The organism is Bacillus sp. GBSW19 (assembly GCF_002998655.1).
Lineage (GTDB): Bacteria > Bacillota > Bacilli > Bacillales > Bacillaceae > Bacillus.
The window spans coordinates 116,277-133,534 of record NZ_PVRF01000002.1; the positions used below are offsets into that span (position 1 = coordinate 116,277).

At 41.3% G+C, this 17,258-nt stretch carries 20 protein-coding genes; 6 read left to right on the top strand and 14 right to left on the bottom strand.

From position 1 onward, the window contains the following. Nucleotides 1-25: 25 nt before the first annotated feature. The 3 genes from essB to C6344_RS10400 all read right to left on the bottom strand — a co-directional run bounded on the left by essB (nt 26) and on the right by C6344_RS10400 (nt 1,982). Nucleotides 26-1,339: a type VII secretion protein EssB gene (gene essB, locus C6344_RS10390; protein WP_106072929.1), complete on the bottom strand. Its 1,314-nt coding sequence runs from the start codon at nt 1,337-1,339 to the stop codon at nt 26-28. A gap of 14 nt (nt 1,340-1,353) precedes the next feature. Next, nucleotides 1,354-1,593, bottom strand: a complete 240-nt coding sequence (gene yukD / locus C6344_RS10395; RefSeq protein ID WP_003213579.1) for an ESX secretion system protein YukD — start codon at nt 1,591-1,593, stop codon at nt 1,354-1,356. Between the two features lie 95 nt (nt 1,594-1,688). Further along, nucleotides 1,689-1,982: a WXG100 family type VII secretion target gene (locus C6344_RS10400; RefSeq protein ID WP_003213769.1), complete on the bottom strand. Its 294-nt coding sequence runs from the start codon at nt 1,980-1,982 to the stop codon at nt 1,689-1,691. A 405-nt stretch (nt 1,983-2,387) separates the two neighbouring features. Between C6344_RS10400 and adeR the strand changes: the two genes are divergently transcribed. The 3 genes from adeR (at nt 2,388) to C6344_RS10415 (ending at nt 5,576) form a co-directional block, all read left to right on the top strand. Next, on the top strand, nt 2,388-3,617 hold the full coding sequence (gene adeR / locus C6344_RS10405) for a sporulation transcriptional activator AdeR (protein ID WP_034659848.1): 1,230 nt from the start codon (nt 2,388-2,390) through the stop codon (nt 3,615-3,617). A 110-nt stretch (nt 3,618-3,727) separates the two neighbouring features. After that, complete coding sequence (gene ald, locus C6344_RS10410; RefSeq protein ID WP_060597226.1) at nt 3,728-4,864, top strand: alanine dehydrogenase; 1,137 nt, start codon at nt 3,728-3,730, stop codon at nt 4,862-4,864. Nucleotides 4,865-4,979: 115 nt separating this feature from the next. After that, entirely contained in the window at nt 4,980-5,576 is a 597-nt protein-coding gene (locus C6344_RS10415; protein WP_106036548.1) for a biotin transporter BioY, read from the top strand. A 66-nt stretch (nt 5,577-5,642) separates the two neighbouring features. On the opposite strand, the gene C6344_RS10420 is transcribed toward C6344_RS10415, so the two are convergent. The 3 genes from C6344_RS10420 to C6344_RS10430 all read right to left on the bottom strand — a co-directional run bounded on the left by C6344_RS10420 (nt 5,643) and on the right by C6344_RS10430 (nt 9,557). Continuing rightward, nucleotides 5,643-6,419 carry a sporulation protein gene (locus tag C6344_RS10420; RefSeq protein WP_106036547.1) on the bottom strand — a complete coding sequence of 259 codons (777 nt, stop codon included), beginning with the start codon at nt 6,417-6,419 and terminating at the stop codon, nt 5,643-5,645. A 177-nt stretch (nt 6,420-6,596) separates the two neighbouring features. After that, complete coding sequence (locus tag C6344_RS10425) at nt 6,597-7,925, bottom strand: Na+/H+ antiporter family protein (protein ID WP_106072930.1); 1,329 nt, start codon at nt 7,923-7,925, stop codon at nt 6,597-6,599. Nucleotides 7,926-8,066: 141 nt separating this feature from the next. Continuing rightward, complete coding sequence (locus C6344_RS10430; protein ID WP_060597229.1) at nt 8,067-9,557, bottom strand: leucyl aminopeptidase; 1,491 nt, start codon at nt 9,555-9,557, stop codon at nt 8,067-8,069. 327 nt (nt 9,558-9,884) lie between these two features. Between C6344_RS10430 and C6344_RS10435 the strand changes: the two genes are divergently transcribed. Beyond that, nucleotides 9,885-10,361: a divergent PAP2 family protein gene (locus tag C6344_RS10435; RefSeq protein WP_034659857.1), complete on the top strand. Its 477-nt coding sequence runs from the start codon at nt 9,885-9,887 to the stop codon at nt 10,359-10,361. Between the two features lie 42 nt (nt 10,362-10,403). On the opposite strand, the gene C6344_RS10440 is transcribed toward C6344_RS10435, so the two are convergent. The 4 genes from C6344_RS10440 to C6344_RS10450 all read right to left on the bottom strand — a co-directional run bounded on the left by C6344_RS10440 (nt 10,404) and on the right by C6344_RS10450 (nt 13,030). Then, a complete protein-coding gene (locus C6344_RS10440; protein WP_060597230.1) occupies nt 10,404-11,048 on the bottom strand; it encodes a 3D domain-containing protein in 645 nt (214 codons plus the stop codon). A 99-nt stretch (nt 11,049-11,147) separates the two neighbouring features. Continuing rightward, the gene (locus C6344_RS10445; protein WP_034659859.1) at nt 11,148-11,468 is read right to left on the bottom strand and encodes a YuiB family protein; all 321 of its coding nucleotides are present in this window, start codon (nt 11,466-11,468) and stop codon (nt 11,148-11,150) included. Nucleotides 11,469-11,549: 81 nt separating this feature from the next. After that, the gene (locus C6344_RS18850; RefSeq protein ID WP_159049984.1) at nt 11,550-11,675 is read right to left on the bottom strand and encodes a YuiA family protein; all 126 of its coding nucleotides are present in this window, start codon (nt 11,673-11,675) and stop codon (nt 11,550-11,552) included. Between the two features lie 137 nt (nt 11,676-11,812). Then, nucleotides 11,813-13,030, bottom strand: a complete 1,218-nt coding sequence (locus C6344_RS10450; protein WP_161937191.1) for an NAD(P)/FAD-dependent oxidoreductase — start codon at nt 13,028-13,030, stop codon at nt 11,813-11,815. Nucleotides 13,031-13,421: 391 nt separating this feature from the next. Here C6344_RS10450 and yumC point away from each other — a divergent pair, with 391 nt between their 5' ends. Further along, nucleotides 13,422-14,420 (top strand): ferredoxin--NADP reductase 2, encoded by a 999-nt coding sequence (gene yumC, locus C6344_RS10455; RefSeq protein WP_034659862.1) that lies wholly within the window; start codon nt 13,422-13,424, stop codon nt 14,418-14,420. Nucleotides 14,421-14,467: 47 nt separating this feature from the next. On the opposite strand, the gene C6344_RS10460 is transcribed toward yumC, so the two are convergent. After that, nucleotides 14,468-14,674 (bottom strand): hypothetical protein, encoded by a 207-nt coding sequence (locus tag C6344_RS10460; RefSeq protein WP_012011136.1) that lies wholly within the window; start codon nt 14,672-14,674, stop codon nt 14,468-14,470. Nucleotides 14,675-14,880: 206 nt separating this feature from the next. On the opposite strand from C6344_RS10460, the gene C6344_RS10465 reads away from it, so the two are divergent. Then, entirely contained in the window at nt 14,881-15,297 is a 417-nt protein-coding gene (locus tag C6344_RS10465; protein ID WP_106071454.1) for a hypothetical protein, read from the top strand. Between the two features lie 122 nt (nt 15,298-15,419). Here C6344_RS10465 and erpA read toward each other — a convergent pair whose 3' ends face one another. The 3 genes from erpA to C6344_RS10480 form a co-directional block, all read right to left on the bottom strand. Continuing rightward, nucleotides 15,420-15,782 (bottom strand): iron-sulfur cluster insertion protein ErpA, encoded by a 363-nt coding sequence (gene erpA / locus C6344_RS10470; RefSeq protein ID WP_012011138.1) that lies wholly within the window; start codon nt 15,780-15,782, stop codon nt 15,420-15,422. A gap of 73 nt (nt 15,783-15,855) precedes the next feature. Beyond that, nucleotides 15,856-16,710, bottom strand: coding sequence for a diaminopimelate epimerase (gene dapF, locus C6344_RS10475; RefSeq protein ID WP_060597233.1), 855 nt, complete (start codon nt 16,708-16,710; stop codon nt 15,856-15,858). Nucleotides 16,711-16,980: 270 nt separating this feature from the next. Further along, nucleotides 16,981-17,217, bottom strand: coding sequence for a YuzB family protein (locus C6344_RS10480; RefSeq protein WP_003213414.1), 237 nt, complete (start codon nt 17,215-17,217; stop codon nt 16,981-16,983). Nucleotides 17,218-17,258: the final 41 nt, after the last annotated feature.

The following is a 17,258-nucleotide window of genomic DNA, read 5'->3' on the forward strand; positions in this document are numbered from 1 at the left end:
GCAACTGTCAGTTGTATCGAAAGAATTATTTTTTATCATCTTTTTTCGTCTGAGAGGTTTTCTTTTTCGCTTCAGATTCTTTCTCTTTTTTCTCTTGATCGGCTTTTGACTGCTCTTTTTGTTCAGCTGTTTCATCTGTTTGGCTTGCGCCCGAGGAGTCGTTGGTGCTTGTCTCCGTTGTTTCTTTTTCTTCATATTTCGCCATTTCCTTAATAATCGGGTCTAGCTGTTTTTGTTTTTCTTCTGCAGTAAGACTGTCATCGTTTTGAATGTCATTGCGGTAGGCGACGAGTGCCGTGAATATGTACCGGTCGTCTCCAAGTACACGTGCAATATCAAGTGCTTCCTTGCTATTGCCTTGTCCAATATGAATCCAGAAAAGGAAATATTGCGGATCAGTCTGTAATGTGTATGTATCTGTGATTTCTTTTTTATGCTGATCGAGTAACAGGTTGCCTTGATTCGTTTGTACATACGAAATGGCCAGTTCATATTGAAGAGAGACCGGCATTTGATTGGCTGAATATTTTTCTAACGTATCCACCACTTGGCTGTACTGTTTGTTGAGATAATATTTGTTTGCCTCGACATACGCTTCTTGTTTCGGCATCGCAAAAAAGAAGGTGTAAATGGTGTACACCAATGCCGGGATTAATAGGACAAGCAGACCTAGTCCGATATATCGTTCGATCTTCCATTTCTTTTTCGGAATGGTTAATAGCGTTTTCTCTTTCGTTTCAATCGCTTCGATTTTTTGCTGAGTGAGGGCAGACAATTCTTCCAAAGACTGCGTTTCGCTGATCTCTTTTGCCAGTTCAGATAGTTTCAGCGTTTCGCTGTAAGCCACATATTCTTGAAACTGATATTCATGGTCCACCACTCGAAGAATGACGGCTTTGACTTCTTTTAATAAACGATGTTCATCCGTTTCATATGGCGGGATGCTTTCTTTGACCCCGTAATGCAAAAATGCAGGAGCTAAGCCTTGATGAAAAACAATGTTTTCAGGAGAAACAATAGGATGCAGCCGCTTCACGTCGTGTTTGCACACTGCATCGACAAGCTGGTATGAAAAAATCCATTTGCTTTTTTCATCCTTTGCATGGATGAAACGAAATTCCTGATAGGCAGGAGGCGGTTGAATAGAAATGATGACCTCATCTTCAGTTAATTGAATCTCTTTTTTGAATGAAGGATTGATGTCTTTGATCGGTGCCGCTTCTAAACCGTCTAAGAGTTTAATTGTCTCTCTTTGAAAAATGAAGCTGTAGGTGCCACCCTCTTTTTTCATAACTGCTTCTAATTGTTCTTCTAAATAGGAACTCTTTTTATCTGCCATTTACAAAAGTCCTTTCATAGTATTTCCAGCCTGTCTCCTGTGGTGATTCCACAGTCTGACAGCTTATATTCGCCTGAAAACACAGCTTTCTTATTGACTACTCGCACCCAGCCGCCTTCTCGCTTAGGAAGTGAGATTTGTTTTGCCTGCCAGGCGATATGGATGACTTGTTTAATATGTAAATAATTTGATAGTCTCAAATCAAACACACTGCCATCATAATTTTTTAAGTCGATGGTAATATCGATATACACAAATTTCCACCTCACAAAATAGAAAGAGCGCCGGCATCCATTGACACACTCGGCGCTTTTTCTGCTTTTCACACTTAGAAAGGAAATCCCTTTGATTAGCCGCGGATTTGGCTTGCGATGTCTTGGTCAGTGCTTTCAAGTGTATTTGCCGTTTGATCAAGCTGATTGCTGACATCTGTTAATAGATCAGACATTTTGATGAATGAAGGCTTTAACTGCTCGTATTGATCAGCAAATGCTTCACTAGAAGCACCTTCCCACATTCCTTTTAAATCAGAGATCATTCTATTTAGACGATCAACTTGGTTTAACACTTCTTGACTTTCAACACCATATTGCTTAGCGGTCGCTCTTAGTTCTTCTGGGGTTACGCGAATAATTCCTGACATATTCCTCATTACCTCCCGTGCATAGCCGCCATATAATGGGCTAATCCACTTATTTTTTGACGTTATTATTATAAAAACAGAAATGATACACAGTCAAACAAATCTGTTTTTATTTTACAAAATGAGTCTATAGAATTACTGTTTTTTCGCTTTTTATCTAGTATTTAACATTTTTTTGGTCATATATTCTTAATAAGTGTAGACACACTTCACTGAATCTTTCCGCCTATTGATTTATTACTACGTTATTATTGTACTATTTCTTTTTCGCCTACTTTTAGCATCGATGCGCTCGCTTCTCAGAGCGATCTCTTTTTTAAATTTATGGCATTTTGTTATTGATTTACGTACCTCTTTCTCTTCATAATGTAAGTACGTGAAATATTCGAAAAAGCAGGGGTTTTTATGACAAAAAAGACAGATCCATTTAAGTACAGCCTTGATCGTTTAGAGGATGTGGCAGACCAAATTAGTGATGTGCTCAATTGCCCTATTACTATAGAAGATACGCATCATCGATTGTTGGCTTATAGCACACATAATGATTTTACTGATCCCGCCAGAACTTCAACCATTATCTCCCGCCGGGTACCGGAAAAAGTCATTAATCGGCTTTGGAAGGACGGCATCATTCCTACACTCCTTAAAACAGACGAACCGCTTCGTGTCCCTCAAATTGCAGAGGTGGGTTTATCTAGCAGGGTTGCCATTTCAATCTGGAAGGACAAAGAAGTACTCGGTTTTATCTGGGCGATTGAGTCCACACAGCCTTTTTCAGAAGAAGAAATGGACCTTCTGAAGATGGCAGCGCATGCTGTTAAAAACAAATTACTTAACTTACAAATTCGCAAAACGAAAACAGAAGAACGCAATCAGGAGCTTTTCTGGAAGATGCTCACAGGTCATATTCATGAAAAGGATGAGATGCTAGACCTATTTTTAAGACTTGGCATCAGATGTCCAGACACGTATGCCATCATCATTTTCCGCCTTCGTGACGAACTCACAGAAGACACAGAAAAAAAGCTATCTTACCTGCTTGAAACAACGCAGCAAGTCCAAGTGCTGTTAACAACTGTTGATTTTCACGAATTCATTATTCTTGTCTCACCCAAAACGGAACACCCGCTGCACGATATTAAACAATTCACAAGCGGCATGCTGCAGCAGCTGTCTGACCGTTATCATATCCATCACGTTCAAGCAGCGATTGGTGGAATTTACGATAACATCTCTTATATTCAGCCTTCCTATAAAGAAGCACTGGCTGTATTAAAAACAAAAGAGCGCTTTCCTGTTGAAACCGAACGTTTACACAGTTTTTCTGAACTTGGTATTTATCAATATTTAGATGTCCTCGCTGAAAAACGAAGGGGCTCATCTTACTCCAGTTACTCTTTATCAAAGCTGGAAGATTACGACCTGAGGCATCATTCCAACCTAGTCGAAACCCTTGAACGATTTATTGACTGTGACAGCAATGCCAATATTGCCGCAAAGCAATTAAACATCCACATCAATACCTTGAATTACAGATTAAAACGTATTACAGACATTGCAGAAATAGATTTAAAAAACATGAATGAGAAAATGACCATATACCTTGATATGAAGCTTAAAAACGTCCATTTGTGAAATTTCACAAAGAGGCGTTTTTTTATTTTTTATTTCAACCGAAGCATTTTTTAAACATTCAGGATACACTAGACATACAATATGAATAGATAAGCATGGGAGGAATAAACATGATCATCGGCATTCCGAAAGAGATTAAGAACAATGAAAACCGAGTGGCATTAACACCAGGAGCAGCTTCTCAATTACTTTCAGCTGGACATCAGATTTTGATTGAAACAAACGCTGGTTTTGGAAGCGGATTCACTGATGACGATTATGTATCTGTTGGTGCAGAAATTCTTGATCAAGCGAAAGATGTGTGGGCATCTTCTGATATGATCATGAAGGTAAAAGAACCATTACCTGAGGAATATTCATATTTCAGAGAAGGACTCATCTTATTTACGTACCTGCATCTTGCCGCAGAGCCCTCCTTGGCTGAAGCTTTAAAACAAAAAGGCGTCACAGCTATTGCTTATGAAACAGTAACGGACGGAACATCACTCCCTCTCTTAACACCTATGTCTGAAGTGGCAGGCAGAATGGCCGCCCAAATCGGTGCACAATTTTTAGAAAAGCCAAAAGGCGGTAAAGGCATCTTGCTTGCAGGCGTACCGGGGGTATCAAGAGGAAAGGTCACGATTATAGGCGGCGGTGTTGTTGGAACAAACGCAGCGAAAATGGCGATTGGGCTTGGCGCAGATGTCACTCTTATTGACGTAAACGCAGAACGCTTACGTCAGCTGGACGATCAATTTGGTCATCAAATGAAAACGTTAATGTCTAACCCTGTCAACATCGCCGATTCAGTCAGTGAGGCAGACCTTCTCATTTGTGCGGTGCTGATCCCAGGTGCCAAAGCACCAACGCTTGTGACGGAAGAAATGGTGAAGCAAATGAAGCCCGGTTCCGTCATCGTAGACGTAGCCATTGACCAAGGCGGAATTGTTGAAACAATCGATCATATCACAACACATGATCAGCCTACTTATGAAAAACACGGTATTTTACATTATGCTGTCGCCAATATGCCTGGAGCCGTTCCACGGACATCGACTGTTGCTTTAACGAATGTCACCGTTCCATATGCGCTGCAAATTGCTAATAAAGGCGCTGCAAAAGCCATTCAAGAAAACAAAGCCATCGCAGAAGGTGTCAATGTCATGAACGGACATATCACATATGAAGCCGTCGCTCGTGATCTCGGCTATGATTATGTGCCTGTTCATCAAGCGATCGATGCGTCTTCTATGACAGAAGCTTAATACAGACCCGCCCATTTGATGGGCGGGTTTTATTGTTAACCCATAACAAAAACAGGTTGACAAATAACACTCATCCCCTTAATCTATTTGTACAGATAAGACAGGGGGAAACATCATGCAACAGAAAACAAGAACCGCTGATTTTGTGTTAGTCGGAATGTTTGCTGCACTCATGGCGATTGGTGCGAATATCACATCCATTGTACCGTTTTTACAGGTCGGCGGAATTCCACTTACGATGCAGCCGTTTTTTTGTGTACTTGCTGGTCTTTTGCTTGGCAGACGGCTTGGCGCATTAGCGATGATTGTGTATGCCTTGGTTGGAATTGCTGGCGCACCTGTATTCGCACAGTTTTCAGCAGGCTTTGGGGTGATTTTAGGCAAAAGCGGTGGTTTTATCTTATCGTATATTCCTGCTGCCTGGCTAGCTGGATTCATTTTAGAAAAAAGAAAAAACCCTGGCTTTGGCCGCTTTTTACTTGCAGCTATTGCTGGTACGACCGTCATGTATGTGATCGGAACGACTTATACGTACCTCGCATTAAATGTGTGGCTAAATGCCCCAATTTCTTATCAAACCACGTGGTTTTTTATGATCTGGTTTATGGTGAAAGATTACGCATTGACGATATTACTTGCGATGCTGGCACCTAAAATTTATCGCTCTGTTTCAAAAGCTACGTCCTTTCGAAAACAACAAGCCGCATCATAAGGGCAGACATCATCTACAAGTCGCATAGAAAAGAGCCTGTCTCCATTCAGGCTCTTTTTCCATCATTTATTCAGCGTATTGATCGATGATTCCTTCTAGCATTCCCTCAAGCACTTCTACATCTTCAAGATCTGCTGGACTGAAGCGGTAGCGTACCAGCTGTTCTCCATCGTTATACATCTCCTCAAGCCACCCTCTGAGGCCTCTTGCTCTGCGGTCGACTTCAAACACAATGTCTAAGCCGCCTTCATCTATCAGAAAAATCAGCTCTAGCTCATCAAGCATATAGCGATAGTAGTCTGATGTCGGAATAAACTCAAATTCTTGAACAAATGGCAGTCGGCGCTGGAAGTAAGGCGCTTGTTCACAGTCTGCTTCGTTCAGGTGGAAGCCAAGATTTCTAGTGGCCTCCAGTACATTTCTCACCCAAGGATGTGCTTCAACGAAAATGCGGTCATAGTCAGATTTATCGATTCCTCCTTGGATATCAAGGTCTGTCATTACTGCAATTTCTACTTTTCCGATCGTCATCGGGGTATCGATAGGAAGAATAAATGAAAACGGAAATTCATGCTTTTCTCCAGGCTGGATGGTAAAAGAATCCGTCACCCGTAAAGTAAAGATATTCACATATTTTCTATGCTCTTCATCATCTTTCACAATCACATACTGTGTTTGAATCTTGACATTGATATAGCGGATGTCCTGAGAGATTTTCCCTCCCTTTACATGGACGGTTCCCCTTACCTCTTGTCCTGGATAATAGGCGTTTTTCTCCAAAATAGTATCTACTTTCGCTGCACCAATCCCAGCACTTGCCGCTAGCTTTTTAAAAAATGACATCTCTCATCTTCCCCTTTTCATTTTTATCAGCATATATACGTAAGAAAGAGAAAGAAAGATTCATTTAATTCATACTTTAGACCTAATTATTTTTCACCTTCAGAAAGTGAACAAATGGATAAAACATCACAAAAAAAGCTTATAGAAAAAACAACGTTTTCTCTACAAGCTTTCATGTTAAAGAATAATTGCCGCAAGCCAGCCGAACAGGACAAGCGGAACATTATAAAATACGAAGGTTGGAACACAAGTACCCCAAATGTGGTGATGCTGTCCATCCATATTCAACCCAGATGTCGGTCCAAGCGTACTGTCACTTGCAGGTGAACCTGCATCCCCAACAGCCGCAGCTGAACCAATAATGGCAATGGTGGCTAGTGGGCTAAATCCTAAGTGCATACATAACGGAACAAAAATGGTTGTAATGATTGGAATCGTCGCAAAGGATGAACCGATCCCCATTGTCACAAGTAAACCAACTAATAGCATTAAAATGGCCGCTACGCTTTGATTGTTTCCAATGAACTGAGAAGATGCTTTCACTAGTTGTTCAATATCTCCTGTTTTCGTTAATACGTTGGCAAATCCAGCCGCTACAAGCATGACAAAGCCGATAAATGCCATCATATTCATACCGGAAGTAATCAGCGCATCCGCTTCATCTCGTTTCATCATGCCTGTGGCAAACAGAACAAGAAGGCCTGCCAGTGCACCGAAGATCATTCCTTCCACGCCAAGGCTTTGAGATAAATAAAGCTGGACAATGAGTGATACTAAGATAGCCAGCACTGCGAACAATAAGCTCTTTTTTGTATAAGCTGATTTTTCTACGTCCGTGATATCTCGATCCTCATATACTCTTGGCTTCCGATACACAAAAAGGGAAACAAGCAGCCCGAGCATCATGCCCCCTACAGGGATAAGCATGGCCAATGGAACATCTGTTAATTGAACAGTCAATCCTGCTTCTTTCATGTTATCACGGAGCATTCCGTGGAAAATCTGTCCAAAACCGACTGGAAGTAAAATATATGGTGCAGTGAGTCCGAAGGTCATGACACACGCTAGCAGTCTGCGGTCAATTTGAAGCTCGTTAAACACTTTTAATAATGGCGGAATTAAGACCGGAATAAAGGCAATGTGAACAGGAACGACGTTTTGTGAAAAACAAGATACGATCAAAATCACAAGAATGATCAGTACTTTTGATAATGTTTTTCTTCTTGAGTCGCCTTCTTTTCCTAGAAGCTTCACTGCTCCTTCAACCATGGCATCTGGAAGACCCGTTTTTGTCAGCGCCGCAGCAAATGCCCCTAAAAGTGCATAGCTAATGGCAACTGTCGCATTTCCTCCGAGCCCGTCAGTAAAGGCTTCCACTGTTCCTCCCAAGCCTAATCCACCTGCAAGTCCGCCAGCTAAAGCACCGAGTGCCAGCGCAATCACGACATTGACCCGCAGCAAGCTTAATATCAACATTAAAACAACCGCTAAAACAACTGCATTCATGGTGAAACCCCCGAAATCCTTTAGTTTACTAATGTAGTAGATAATTAAAGTACCAACGTATGTTACCATAGAAAATTTTCTTCGTCAAATGGCGTATGTCCTACATAAAAAAAGCTCCGCCATTTGGCAGAGCCTGATCCTTTATTTCTTTCCTTCAAATCGTTCCACAAATGTGGCCAATGACCGTACCATCACACCTGTCGCCCCTGTTGGCCCAAAGCATGAAGGCTTTTCTGTTGTTGCTGTTCCTGCAATATCTAAGTGAACCCAAGGCGTATCCTCAGCGAATTCACCGATGAATGCTCCTGCCATGATCGCATGACCATCGCGGCCTGGTGAGTTATTGAGATCCGCCATTTTGCTGTTTCGTACGCGCTTTTTATCTTTTTCAGTGATTGGCAGCTGCCAAATCATTTCACCGCATTCTTCTGATGCCTCTTTAAACTGAGCATATAGTTCATCGTTATTCGTCATGACGCCTGTTGTCTCATTTCCAAGTGCCACAATGACCCCGCCTGTTAATGTCGCCACGTCTACAAGGACAGAGGCACCGTGCTGCTTCGCATATGTCACTCCATCTGCTAAAACAAGACGGCCTTCTGCATCCGTATTCAGCACTTCGATTGTTTTACCGCTAAGTGACACAATGACGTCATCCGGTTTCATGGCGTCAGCCGAGATCATATTGTCTGTCGAGGCAATGACAGCAATGACATTTTGCTCTGGGCGCAGTTCACCAATGATTTCCATGGCGCCTAAAACAGAGGCAGAGCCGCCCATATCTGTTTTCATCCCAACCATACTGGCTCTTGGCTTTAAAGAATAGCCACCAGTATCATACGTGATACCTTTACCGACAAGCCCGATGACGTCTGTCCATTCTTCCTTGCCTTGATATTTCAGAACGATCAGCTTTGGTGGTTCTGTTGAGCCTCTATTGACAGCTAGAATTCCGCCCATGCCGAGCTCTTCCATCTGTTCTTTATCTAAAATTTCAATCTCAAATTCGTATTTATACGCAAGCTCTGCCGCGTACGAAGCCAGATCAGAGGATGTGAGCATGTTCGGCGGCATATTCACAAGGGTACGGGCCGAATTGACGGACTGTCCGTAGACCTCGCCCACTTTCAGACTTGCCTGAATTTCAGCTGTATCATGATCCGTCGTTGCATAAACAAACTCGATGAAGCGATCCGGTTCATTTGTTTTATGTTTAAAATCTTGTAATTCATATGTAGCTAAAAGGCAGCTTTCAGAAAGGGCATGGGCTGCATCTTGGGCAGGCAGATTCTTTCCAATAAACGTATCCAGCAAGACCGAAACCGCTTGCTTTTTATCTTGATGGAGCTTTTTAAATAAATGGGCAAACCCTTCTTTTGCCTCTTCAAACGTGTAATCTGATTCCTTCCCAAGTCCGACAAAATAAATGCGTTTGATGCCTGTCTCAGGGGATGGGAAAAACTTCGAAAGCTGATTTCGTTTAGATGAAATATCGCCTTCTTTTAATAATTCAGTGATTCTTCCTTCAAGTAATTCATCCATTTCTTTTGCTTTTCCTGATAATTGGCTCTTTTGAAAAAGTCCGATCACCAGTGTATCTTTATGTTGCAATTCATTTGTCGAGAAAAACATATTTATCACACGCTCCTTCAATGAACTCCATTTTTCACATTGGAACTTCTATTATATCAAAATTTACGTGCCTATACGATCATTGCCAGTCTGTCTTTACTTGATGAACATTTATATTTTCACACGCGGAAGGGCATCATGAAAAAAGCGATGAAAACTTGAGCAGCCCGCCTGCATTCTCCTCGTTCCACATCTACTTTCTTTAATGTTATAATTGAACATGGACTTGGCAGCATTTGATACTGCTATCATTTTTTCATCTTACTAGGGTATACAGTCCATCATTTCGCACCATATTTTTTCTTACAGAGAGGATGTTTCTTGTTCATGAGCGTACTGATGAATTTTCCGCTGCTTGCCAGCCTTGCAGCCATCTTTTTTGCTCAATTTGTAAAAGTACCGATTCAATTTATCATTTCTAGACGACTAGATTGGTCGCTCATTACAAGCACAGGCGGAATGCCAAGTTCACACTCCGCAGCCGTAACAGCACTCTCAACAGCAGTGGCTTTAGAGCACGGGCTAGATACATCTATCTTTGCCATTTCCGCCATCTTTGCCATTATTACCATGTTCGATGCGACAGGTGTGCGCAGACAGGCAGGAGAACAGGCGACTGTACTTAACAAGCTGGTGACAGATTTTAACCGATTTGTTTCTGAAGCAAAGAATTTCCCGAGTGCAGAAGAAAAAGAAAAGCAAAAGAAATTAAAAGAGCTTCTTGGTCATAAGCCGATTGAAGTCTTCTTTGGCGGCTTAACAGGGATCTTACTGACACTCATCTTAGATTATTACTTCATGTAGAAGCGAAAAAAGCTTTGGACCTAAAACTTGTCCAAAGCTTTTTTATTCTTTATTGGCTTGAAACTGCTGACGGAATACTTGCATTGATTTTGCTTCATTCAGCTGGTTAAGGTCTTTTTCCGTTAACGTTCCTTCGCCCTTTTTGATGATATACACATCGAGCACTTTTTTACCCCATTCTCTATACACATCATCTACGGTTTCATAGTATAAATCAAGCTTATGACCTTTAATGGCTTTTCCCGTATCTGCGACCACTCCGTAGCCATAGTTTGGGATAAACAGCACGGTTCCAATCGGAAAGACTGATGGGTCTGCTGCCACAGTTGAATATAAGTCACGTTTCACTTTGACGCCTGAATATGTAATGCCATATGCATGGTGTTCCTTCGTTTTACCTGTTGATTCCACACCTGCTGTATAACCTGTGGCGACAACCTTTTGCTTCGGGTAATCGTTCCAATTAAACGCTTCTTCGAGAGAAACAGCCCGCAAGTCATCACTTTTGAGTGCCATCGTTTCCCTTTTTTGCTGTTGGAAAAAAGAAGATACTTGCTTGCCAGGGTCAGTCTCTTTCACCCAGACAGCTAAATCACTTGGTTCAACTCCAGATATGCCCGTAAAGCTTGTCAAGAGAGCAAGCATGAAAAGGGCTGTCATGAACAATCGTTTCATCCATGTTTTCATCTTTATTTGTCACTCCTCTACCCATCTATTTGTTTCCAAACAAAATGGAAACTATGCAAAGGAGAAACAAAAAAACCCACTTGCATGTCTACAAGTGAGTTAAAACATTTGATACCCTCTTTTTCGAAGTGCATTGATGACAAAACCTGATGCAATTGCACCAATCAGACCGCTTAACAAGATAATGATATCTGCCGCAGCGAGAGAGACAATGCGTTCTCCTATCCCTGAAAAAGCAATGCCCGGTTCTCTGACATAAGCGATCATCTTTTGATTATTGATAATGAAAAGGCATACAATTGGATATAAAATAGCCATAATCCATGACATTCTGAGCAGCATATTGAGCAAAAAGCCAATGCCGAAGAATAACACGAAAAATAAAATAACTGAAATGATAACGACTGGTAAACTGATCACTTCATCTCCACCCCCAAATATCCCATCATTAGTTTAACTTGGAAATAGAGATGAAGTCAATCAATGGAAAAAGCAGATGGATTAAAGCTTCTTTCCTGTCCCTTTACATTCCTCACATGTTTCAGATCCGCCGAGCAATAGCTGAAAATACCCTTTCCCCGAACAATATTGACAGGTGGATTTTTTTTCTTTTGTTTGTGCATTCATATTGCTCACTCCCTTAATCTAAATTTTCTGATAATTCATCATAACATACTTTGCTTCCGATGACCAAGTAAGAAAATATACCATACGTCATAAAAAAAACGTGTATCACGAGGATACACGTTTTTGTCTATTAAGGTTTAGAAGAACTTGAATTTTCCTTTTTTCAGAACAAGTCCTGGGCCGCCAACCATGAATAAAGAACGGTTGTCGATGATTTTCTTCATTGCAGAAGCTTTTGTTCCTTGAAGTTTTTTACCAAACGCAACACCTACAGCGTCGTGTTCACCAAGAGAAGCAACTGTTCCTTTGATGTCTGGCTTAAAGCTTTCAAGAGAACCACCTTTAACTAGTGCTGCAAGGTTTTTCGCTACTGTTTCACCTTGCTGCATCGCGATTTGTGCAGTTGGTGGGTATGGACGGTTGATTTCTTCATTGATGATCAATGAACAGTCACCGATGATGAATACATCATCATTTTCTGGTACACGAAGATCTGGAGACACTTTTACGCGGCCGCGCATGTTTTCAAATCCAGCTTCTTCAACGATTGGGTTACCGCGTACACCAGCAGCCCAAACAACAGTTTCAGCTTTGATTTCTTCTGTATCATCGTCTTTTCCAACAATGATGCCTTCAGGCGTACATTCTTTGATCGCTGTACCAATTTTGAACTCAACACCTTTACCTTGAAGGTAGTTCATTGCATAGTCGATCAATTCAGGATCGAATCCTGGAAGAGCTGTTGGTGCAGCTTCTACACAGATGATACGTACGTCTTTTTGATCAATATCATACTCTTTGCAAAGCTCAGGCACCCGGTTTCCAAGCTCACCAAGGAACTCAATACCTGTGAAGCCTGCACCGCCGACAACGATTGTCAAGCGCTCTGGACGTTTTTCAGCTTCCGTATTATACGTCGCAAATTGAAGCTCAATGTGCTCACGAAGCTGACGAGCAGAGTTGATATTAGAGATTGAGAATGCATATTCTTTCAGTCCTGCAATACCAAATGTTTCAGGAACAGCACCAAGTGCAACAACAAGGTAGTCGTAAGAAAGTTCGCCATCTGATGTCACAACTTTCTTTGCTTCCTTATTAATGCTTTCAACTGTTGCTTGTACAAAGTTGACACGGGAACTGTTAATCACATCTTTGATTTGATAACGACAGCGGTCATGATGAAGTGTACCTGCGCTTGCTTCATGTAACCATGTTGTTTCGTAATGATAATTATGCTTGTTCACAAGAGTAATGTCCGCATCATTTGTGCCAAGCTGTTTTGTTAATCTTGTTACAGTCATTAATCCGCCATAACCTGCACCTAATACAACGATTTTCGGTTTATTCACTGGAATCACATCCACCTTTTTTAAATTTGCTGTAAAACGGATAAAGAATTACATATTGCTATTCTCAACCGCTTTCCGGCATTTTATGAAATTTAAACAAAAAAATAAGTATGTGAAAATCTGAACTTTCACCTACATAAAACGAAAGCATTTGACCGTATCCGACAAAAATTCATAAAAAATTAATATTTAGTTCCCTTAACAATAATAGCGAGTTCTGCTCCTTTTTTCAAGGCTTTAAACTGAAAATCCTTATGATAAACGGTCTTTCTCACTTTTTCCTCTTTTTCAAAGCTTCGGCATCAAAAAACGACAAGTTTTTCAAAACAAGTCAAACGACGATATGTGGTATGATATGATATAGTGATAACAATTTTCATTTGGGAGGATTAAAGGAATGCAAGAAGATTCTAAGGTATATGACATTACCGTTATCGGGGGCGGCCCAGTAGGATTGTTTACTGCGTTTTACGGTGGCATGAGACAGGCAAGTGTGAAAATCATTGAAAGCCTTCCTCAGCTCGGCGGTCAATTATCCGCTCTTTACCCTGAAAAATACATTTATGATGTGGCTGGTTTTCCAAAAATCCGCGCACAAGAATTAGTTGATAACTTAAAGGAACAAATGGATAAATTTGATCAAACCATTTGCTTAGAGCAAGCAGTTGAAACGGTTGAAAAGCAGGCAGATGGCATTTTTAAACTTGTGACAAATCAAGAGATTCATTATTCTAAAACGATCATCATTACAGCTGGTAACGGTGCATTCCAACCGAGAAAGCTTGAGCTAGGTGCAGCAGAATCATTTGAAGGAAGCAACCTGCATTACTTCATTAATGATTTGAACCAATTTGCCGGCAGACGTGTGGCCGTTCTTGGCGGCGGAGACTCTGCAGTAGACTGGGCACTAATGCTTGAACCTATCGCAAAAGAAGTATCCATTATTCACCGCCGTGATAAATTCCGCGCCCATGAGCACAGTGTAGAAAACCTGCACAATTCGAAAGTCAATGTAGTGACACCATTTGTGCCAACTGAGCTCATTGGTGAAGACCGCATTGAACAGATTGTGCTCGAAGAAGTCAAAGGCGACAAAAAACAAGTGCTTGATGTAGACGACGTGATCGTCAACTTCGGTTTTGTTTCCTCCCTTGGACCAATTAAACAATGGGGTCTTGAAATCGAAAAGAACTCGATCGTCGTGAAATCCACAATGGAAACAAACATTGAAGGCTTCTATGCGGCTGGAGACATCTGCACGTATGAAGGAAAGGTCAAATTGATTGCCAGCGGATTTGGTGAAGCACCAACGGCTGTCAACAATGCGAAAGCCTACATGGACCCGAAAGCCCGTGTACAGCCTCTTCATTCCACAAGCTTATTTGAAAACAAATAAAAGCGGATCAAAAAAAGGAGTTCTCACTAGCGGAACTCCTTTTTCGTTTATTTAAAAACCCCAATATAGGCATTCGCCATTCCAAGTACCATTGCAGCAAGCAGCACCACAACAATCCCTGCCACAACCAAAATCACCCGATCCTTCACACGTTCCTTTTTCGGAAGCGGCTTCTCAATCCCGCAAGCTGGACACGTTTTGGAACGATACGGAATCAGTTCATGACAGTTCCTGCAATTGATTTGTTCACTCAAACCTCAGCAACCTCTTTTCTCTACCTACAGTTTATGTTTGGTTATCATGATACTCTTTTTGGGTGGAAATAGCCAGTTGTGAGGGCAAGCTGTAACAAAATTGAGCGATTTATAAATTGTTGAAGAGATAATGGAATCAATGAAGGTTTCATCTGATCAACCGATATAGGAAATGAAGAAGTTCATAATGAAGGATAGGTGGAAAGATGTTAAAGCGTTTAATGATCAGTTTGTGCTTATTACTGATGATTGGTGGCTCAGTAGAACTGTTTGCAAAAGACTATAACAAACATTATGCTCAGTTCGCAGCAGGATTGAATATTAATGTTGATCAACTAGGACCTTTTTTAAAGCGTGTGTCCACTTCAATTTTAGATTCTGGTTTGAGTGATCAAGAAATCAAACAGATACTCTCCAAAGTTCAAAAAATGAATAAAAACAATGAAACGAAAAAAATGGGCACTTATGAAGTGGTGTACCATGAAAAACTCGCAAATATTAAAATTGTGATTGAAGTCCATGTGGAAGATGGCAATAAAGAAGTGGTGATCTATATGTTTAGCACCCAAGAGTTGGTGGATGTCCTGGATAAAGAACTGTTGAAAATAGAAGAAGCAATATGAGAAAGAGACACTGAATGAGTGTCTTTTTTATGGTTCATTTTCCTCATCAAAGAAGCCTCCTCGATCGTGTTGTTTACAAAAACAAACGAACAAGAAGGCTTATCTTAATCCATGATCAGTTGTTAACACTCTTCCGGCGTACCGGTATTCGTCGCTGTTCGGAAAGAAGAACCGCATCCGCATGAAGCAATCGCATTCGGATTGTCGATGGTGAAACCGCCGCCCATTAGTGATTGTTTGAAATCAATGATGGTGCCGTTCATGATATCAAGGCTTTCGGAGTCGACAAGGACCTGGATGCCTTGCTGTTCGAACTGCGTGTCTTTCTCTGAAACTTCATGGTCAAAGCCCATGCCGTATGAAAGACCACTGCATCCGCCGCCTTTTACGCCCACTCGTAGGAACGCATTTTCTTCTTCATGTTCTTTCATCATATCTTTAATCTGCAGTGCAGCAGCTTCTGTAATGGTTACTGGTGTACTCATGATCATCCCTCCTTTTGACTGGATGTTTCTTTTCAATTATAAACGTGATGGTGCCTTTTCTCAAATAAATGGTTTACAGATAAAATGTGCCGTCACAAATCGTTTCAGCAGGCCCTGTCATGAGCACATGGTCGTTGTCTTTCCAGCGAATGATGAGATCTCCGCCTGCTAAGTGAACCGTCATGTCCGTTTCTTTTTTCGCCTGTCCATTCACAATCGTGGATACAGCCGCAGCGCAAGCTCCCGTTCCGCAGGCTTGAGTAATGCCAGACCCTCTTTCCCACACACGAAAATGCAGTTCTGTTTCACTGACCACTTCTACAAATTCTACATTGACGCCTTCTGGGAACATGTCGTGTTTTTCGATGATTGGCCCAATTGTATCAAGCGGTGCCTTTTCAATGTCCTCTAAATAAAAAACGATGTGCGGATTTCCCATTGAAACAGCCGTTCCATTTAAAGTCACAGTGCCAAAATCAAGTGCTTCATGAATCGTTGTGCTGGCCGGTTCACCAAGCATCGGCATCGCTTTTTTTTCAAAACGAGGTTTCCCCATATCTACTGTCACTAAATGAACGTGACCATCCTGCACGTGAACGGTAGCTTCAACGAGTCCTGACAATGTCTCAATCTGGAACGTTGTGTCTGTTACGATTTGATGCTCATACACATATTTTGCGACGCAGCGCAGACCGTTGCCGCAGTTTTTACCCTCTGATCCATCATTGTTGAAAATGCGCATTTTCACAGGAGCAACATCTGATGGGCAAATAAGGATCATTCCGTCTGAACCGATTCCTGTATAAACAGAAGAAACGCGGATCGCTATCTCTGATAGCTGCTCTTCTGGAAGCTGTTCCTTCATCTGATTGACGTATATATAATTATTTCCTAATCCGTGCATTTTCGTGAATTGAAATGATGTCATGAGCTTCCTCCAAAAATGTTGTTTCTTTATAGTATAAAAGGAGTCGATTCAGGAGACAATCTTATCATCCCCCGTTTTTCATACATAGAAGCTCTTTGCTGCCATGGCAAAGGGCTTTTATTATGCATATGCCTCTTTTTTTCTCGTGTGATGCTTCATTTTGATGATATTTTATTAGCATAACATATTGGATGCGCTTTCTATGCATTCTCCTTAAAAATGGAAGATTGAAGTAAGAAAAAAATGCACCTCATGACCCATGTGGTGCATTTAAAACATCTCATTTTCCTCTATAAAAGCATAAATACGCTCGACTAGCTGCTCTGCATTTTCTCCTGAAACAAATTCTCCATTCACAAGTGCAAATGGGGAGTCCATACATTTGCCGCAATAGCTTAAACAGCCGTATTCCATAACGTCTAGGTTTGGGTCTTTATCAAGCTTCTCTTTTGCTTCTTGAGACCCTTGTGCAAGATTACTTACACAAAATTCGATCAGTGGGAACACTTTGCTTCACCTCACATTGCTTTACCATCCTACCGAAATTC

Bases quoted from the DNA above. Each gene is read 5' to 3' on its own strand.
- essB (WP_106072929.1), bottom strand. From the start codon at position 1,339: ATGGCAGATAAAAAGAGTTCCTATTTAGAAGAACAATTAGAAGCAGTT.
- C6344_RS10400 (WP_003213769.1), bottom strand. From the start codon at position 1,982: ATGTCAGGAATTATTCGCGTAACCCCAGAAGAACTAAGAGCGACCGCT.
- adeR (WP_034659848.1), top strand. From the start codon at position 2,388: ATGACAAAAAAGACAGATCCATTTAAGTACAGCCTTGATCGTTTAGAG.
- ald (WP_060597226.1), top strand. From the start codon at position 3,728: ATGATCATCGGCATTCCGAAAGAGATTAAGAACAATGAAAACCGAGTG.
- C6344_RS10415 (WP_106036548.1), top strand. From the start codon at position 4,980: ATGCAACAGAAAACAAGAACCGCTGATTTTGTGTTAGTCGGAATGTTT.
- C6344_RS10420 (WP_106036547.1), bottom strand. From the start codon at position 6,419: ATGTCATTTTTTAAAAAGCTAGCGGCAAGTGCTGGGATTGGTGCAGCG.
- C6344_RS10425 (WP_106072930.1), bottom strand. From the start codon at position 7,925: ATGAATGCAGTTGTTTTAGCGGTTGTTTTAATGTTGATATTAAGCTTG.
- C6344_RS10430 (WP_060597229.1), bottom strand. From the start codon at position 9,557: ATGTTTTTCTCGACAAATGAATTGCAACATAAAGATACACTGGTGATC.
- C6344_RS10435 (WP_034659857.1), top strand. From the start codon at position 9,885: ATGAGCGTACTGATGAATTTTCCGCTGCTTGCCAGCCTTGCAGCCATC.
- C6344_RS10440 (WP_060597230.1), bottom strand. From the start codon at position 11,048: ATGAAAACATGGATGAAACGATTGTTCATGACAGCCCTTTTCATGCTT.
- C6344_RS18850 (WP_159049984.1), bottom strand. From the start codon at position 11,675: ATGAATGCACAAACAAAAGAAAAAAAATCCACCTGTCAATATTGTTCG.
- yumC (WP_034659862.1), top strand. From the start codon at position 13,422: ATGCAAGAAGATTCTAAGGTATATGACATTACCGTTATCGGGGGCGGC.
- C6344_RS10465 (WP_106071454.1), top strand. From the start codon at position 14,881: ATGTTAAAGCGTTTAATGATCAGTTTGTGCTTATTACTGATGATTGGT.
- erpA (WP_012011138.1), bottom strand. From the start codon at position 15,782: ATGAGTACACCAGTAACCATTACAGAAGCTGCTGCACTGCAGATTAAA.
- dapF (WP_060597233.1), bottom strand. From the start codon at position 16,710: ATGACATCATTTCAATTCACGAAAATGCACGGATTAGGAAATAATTAT.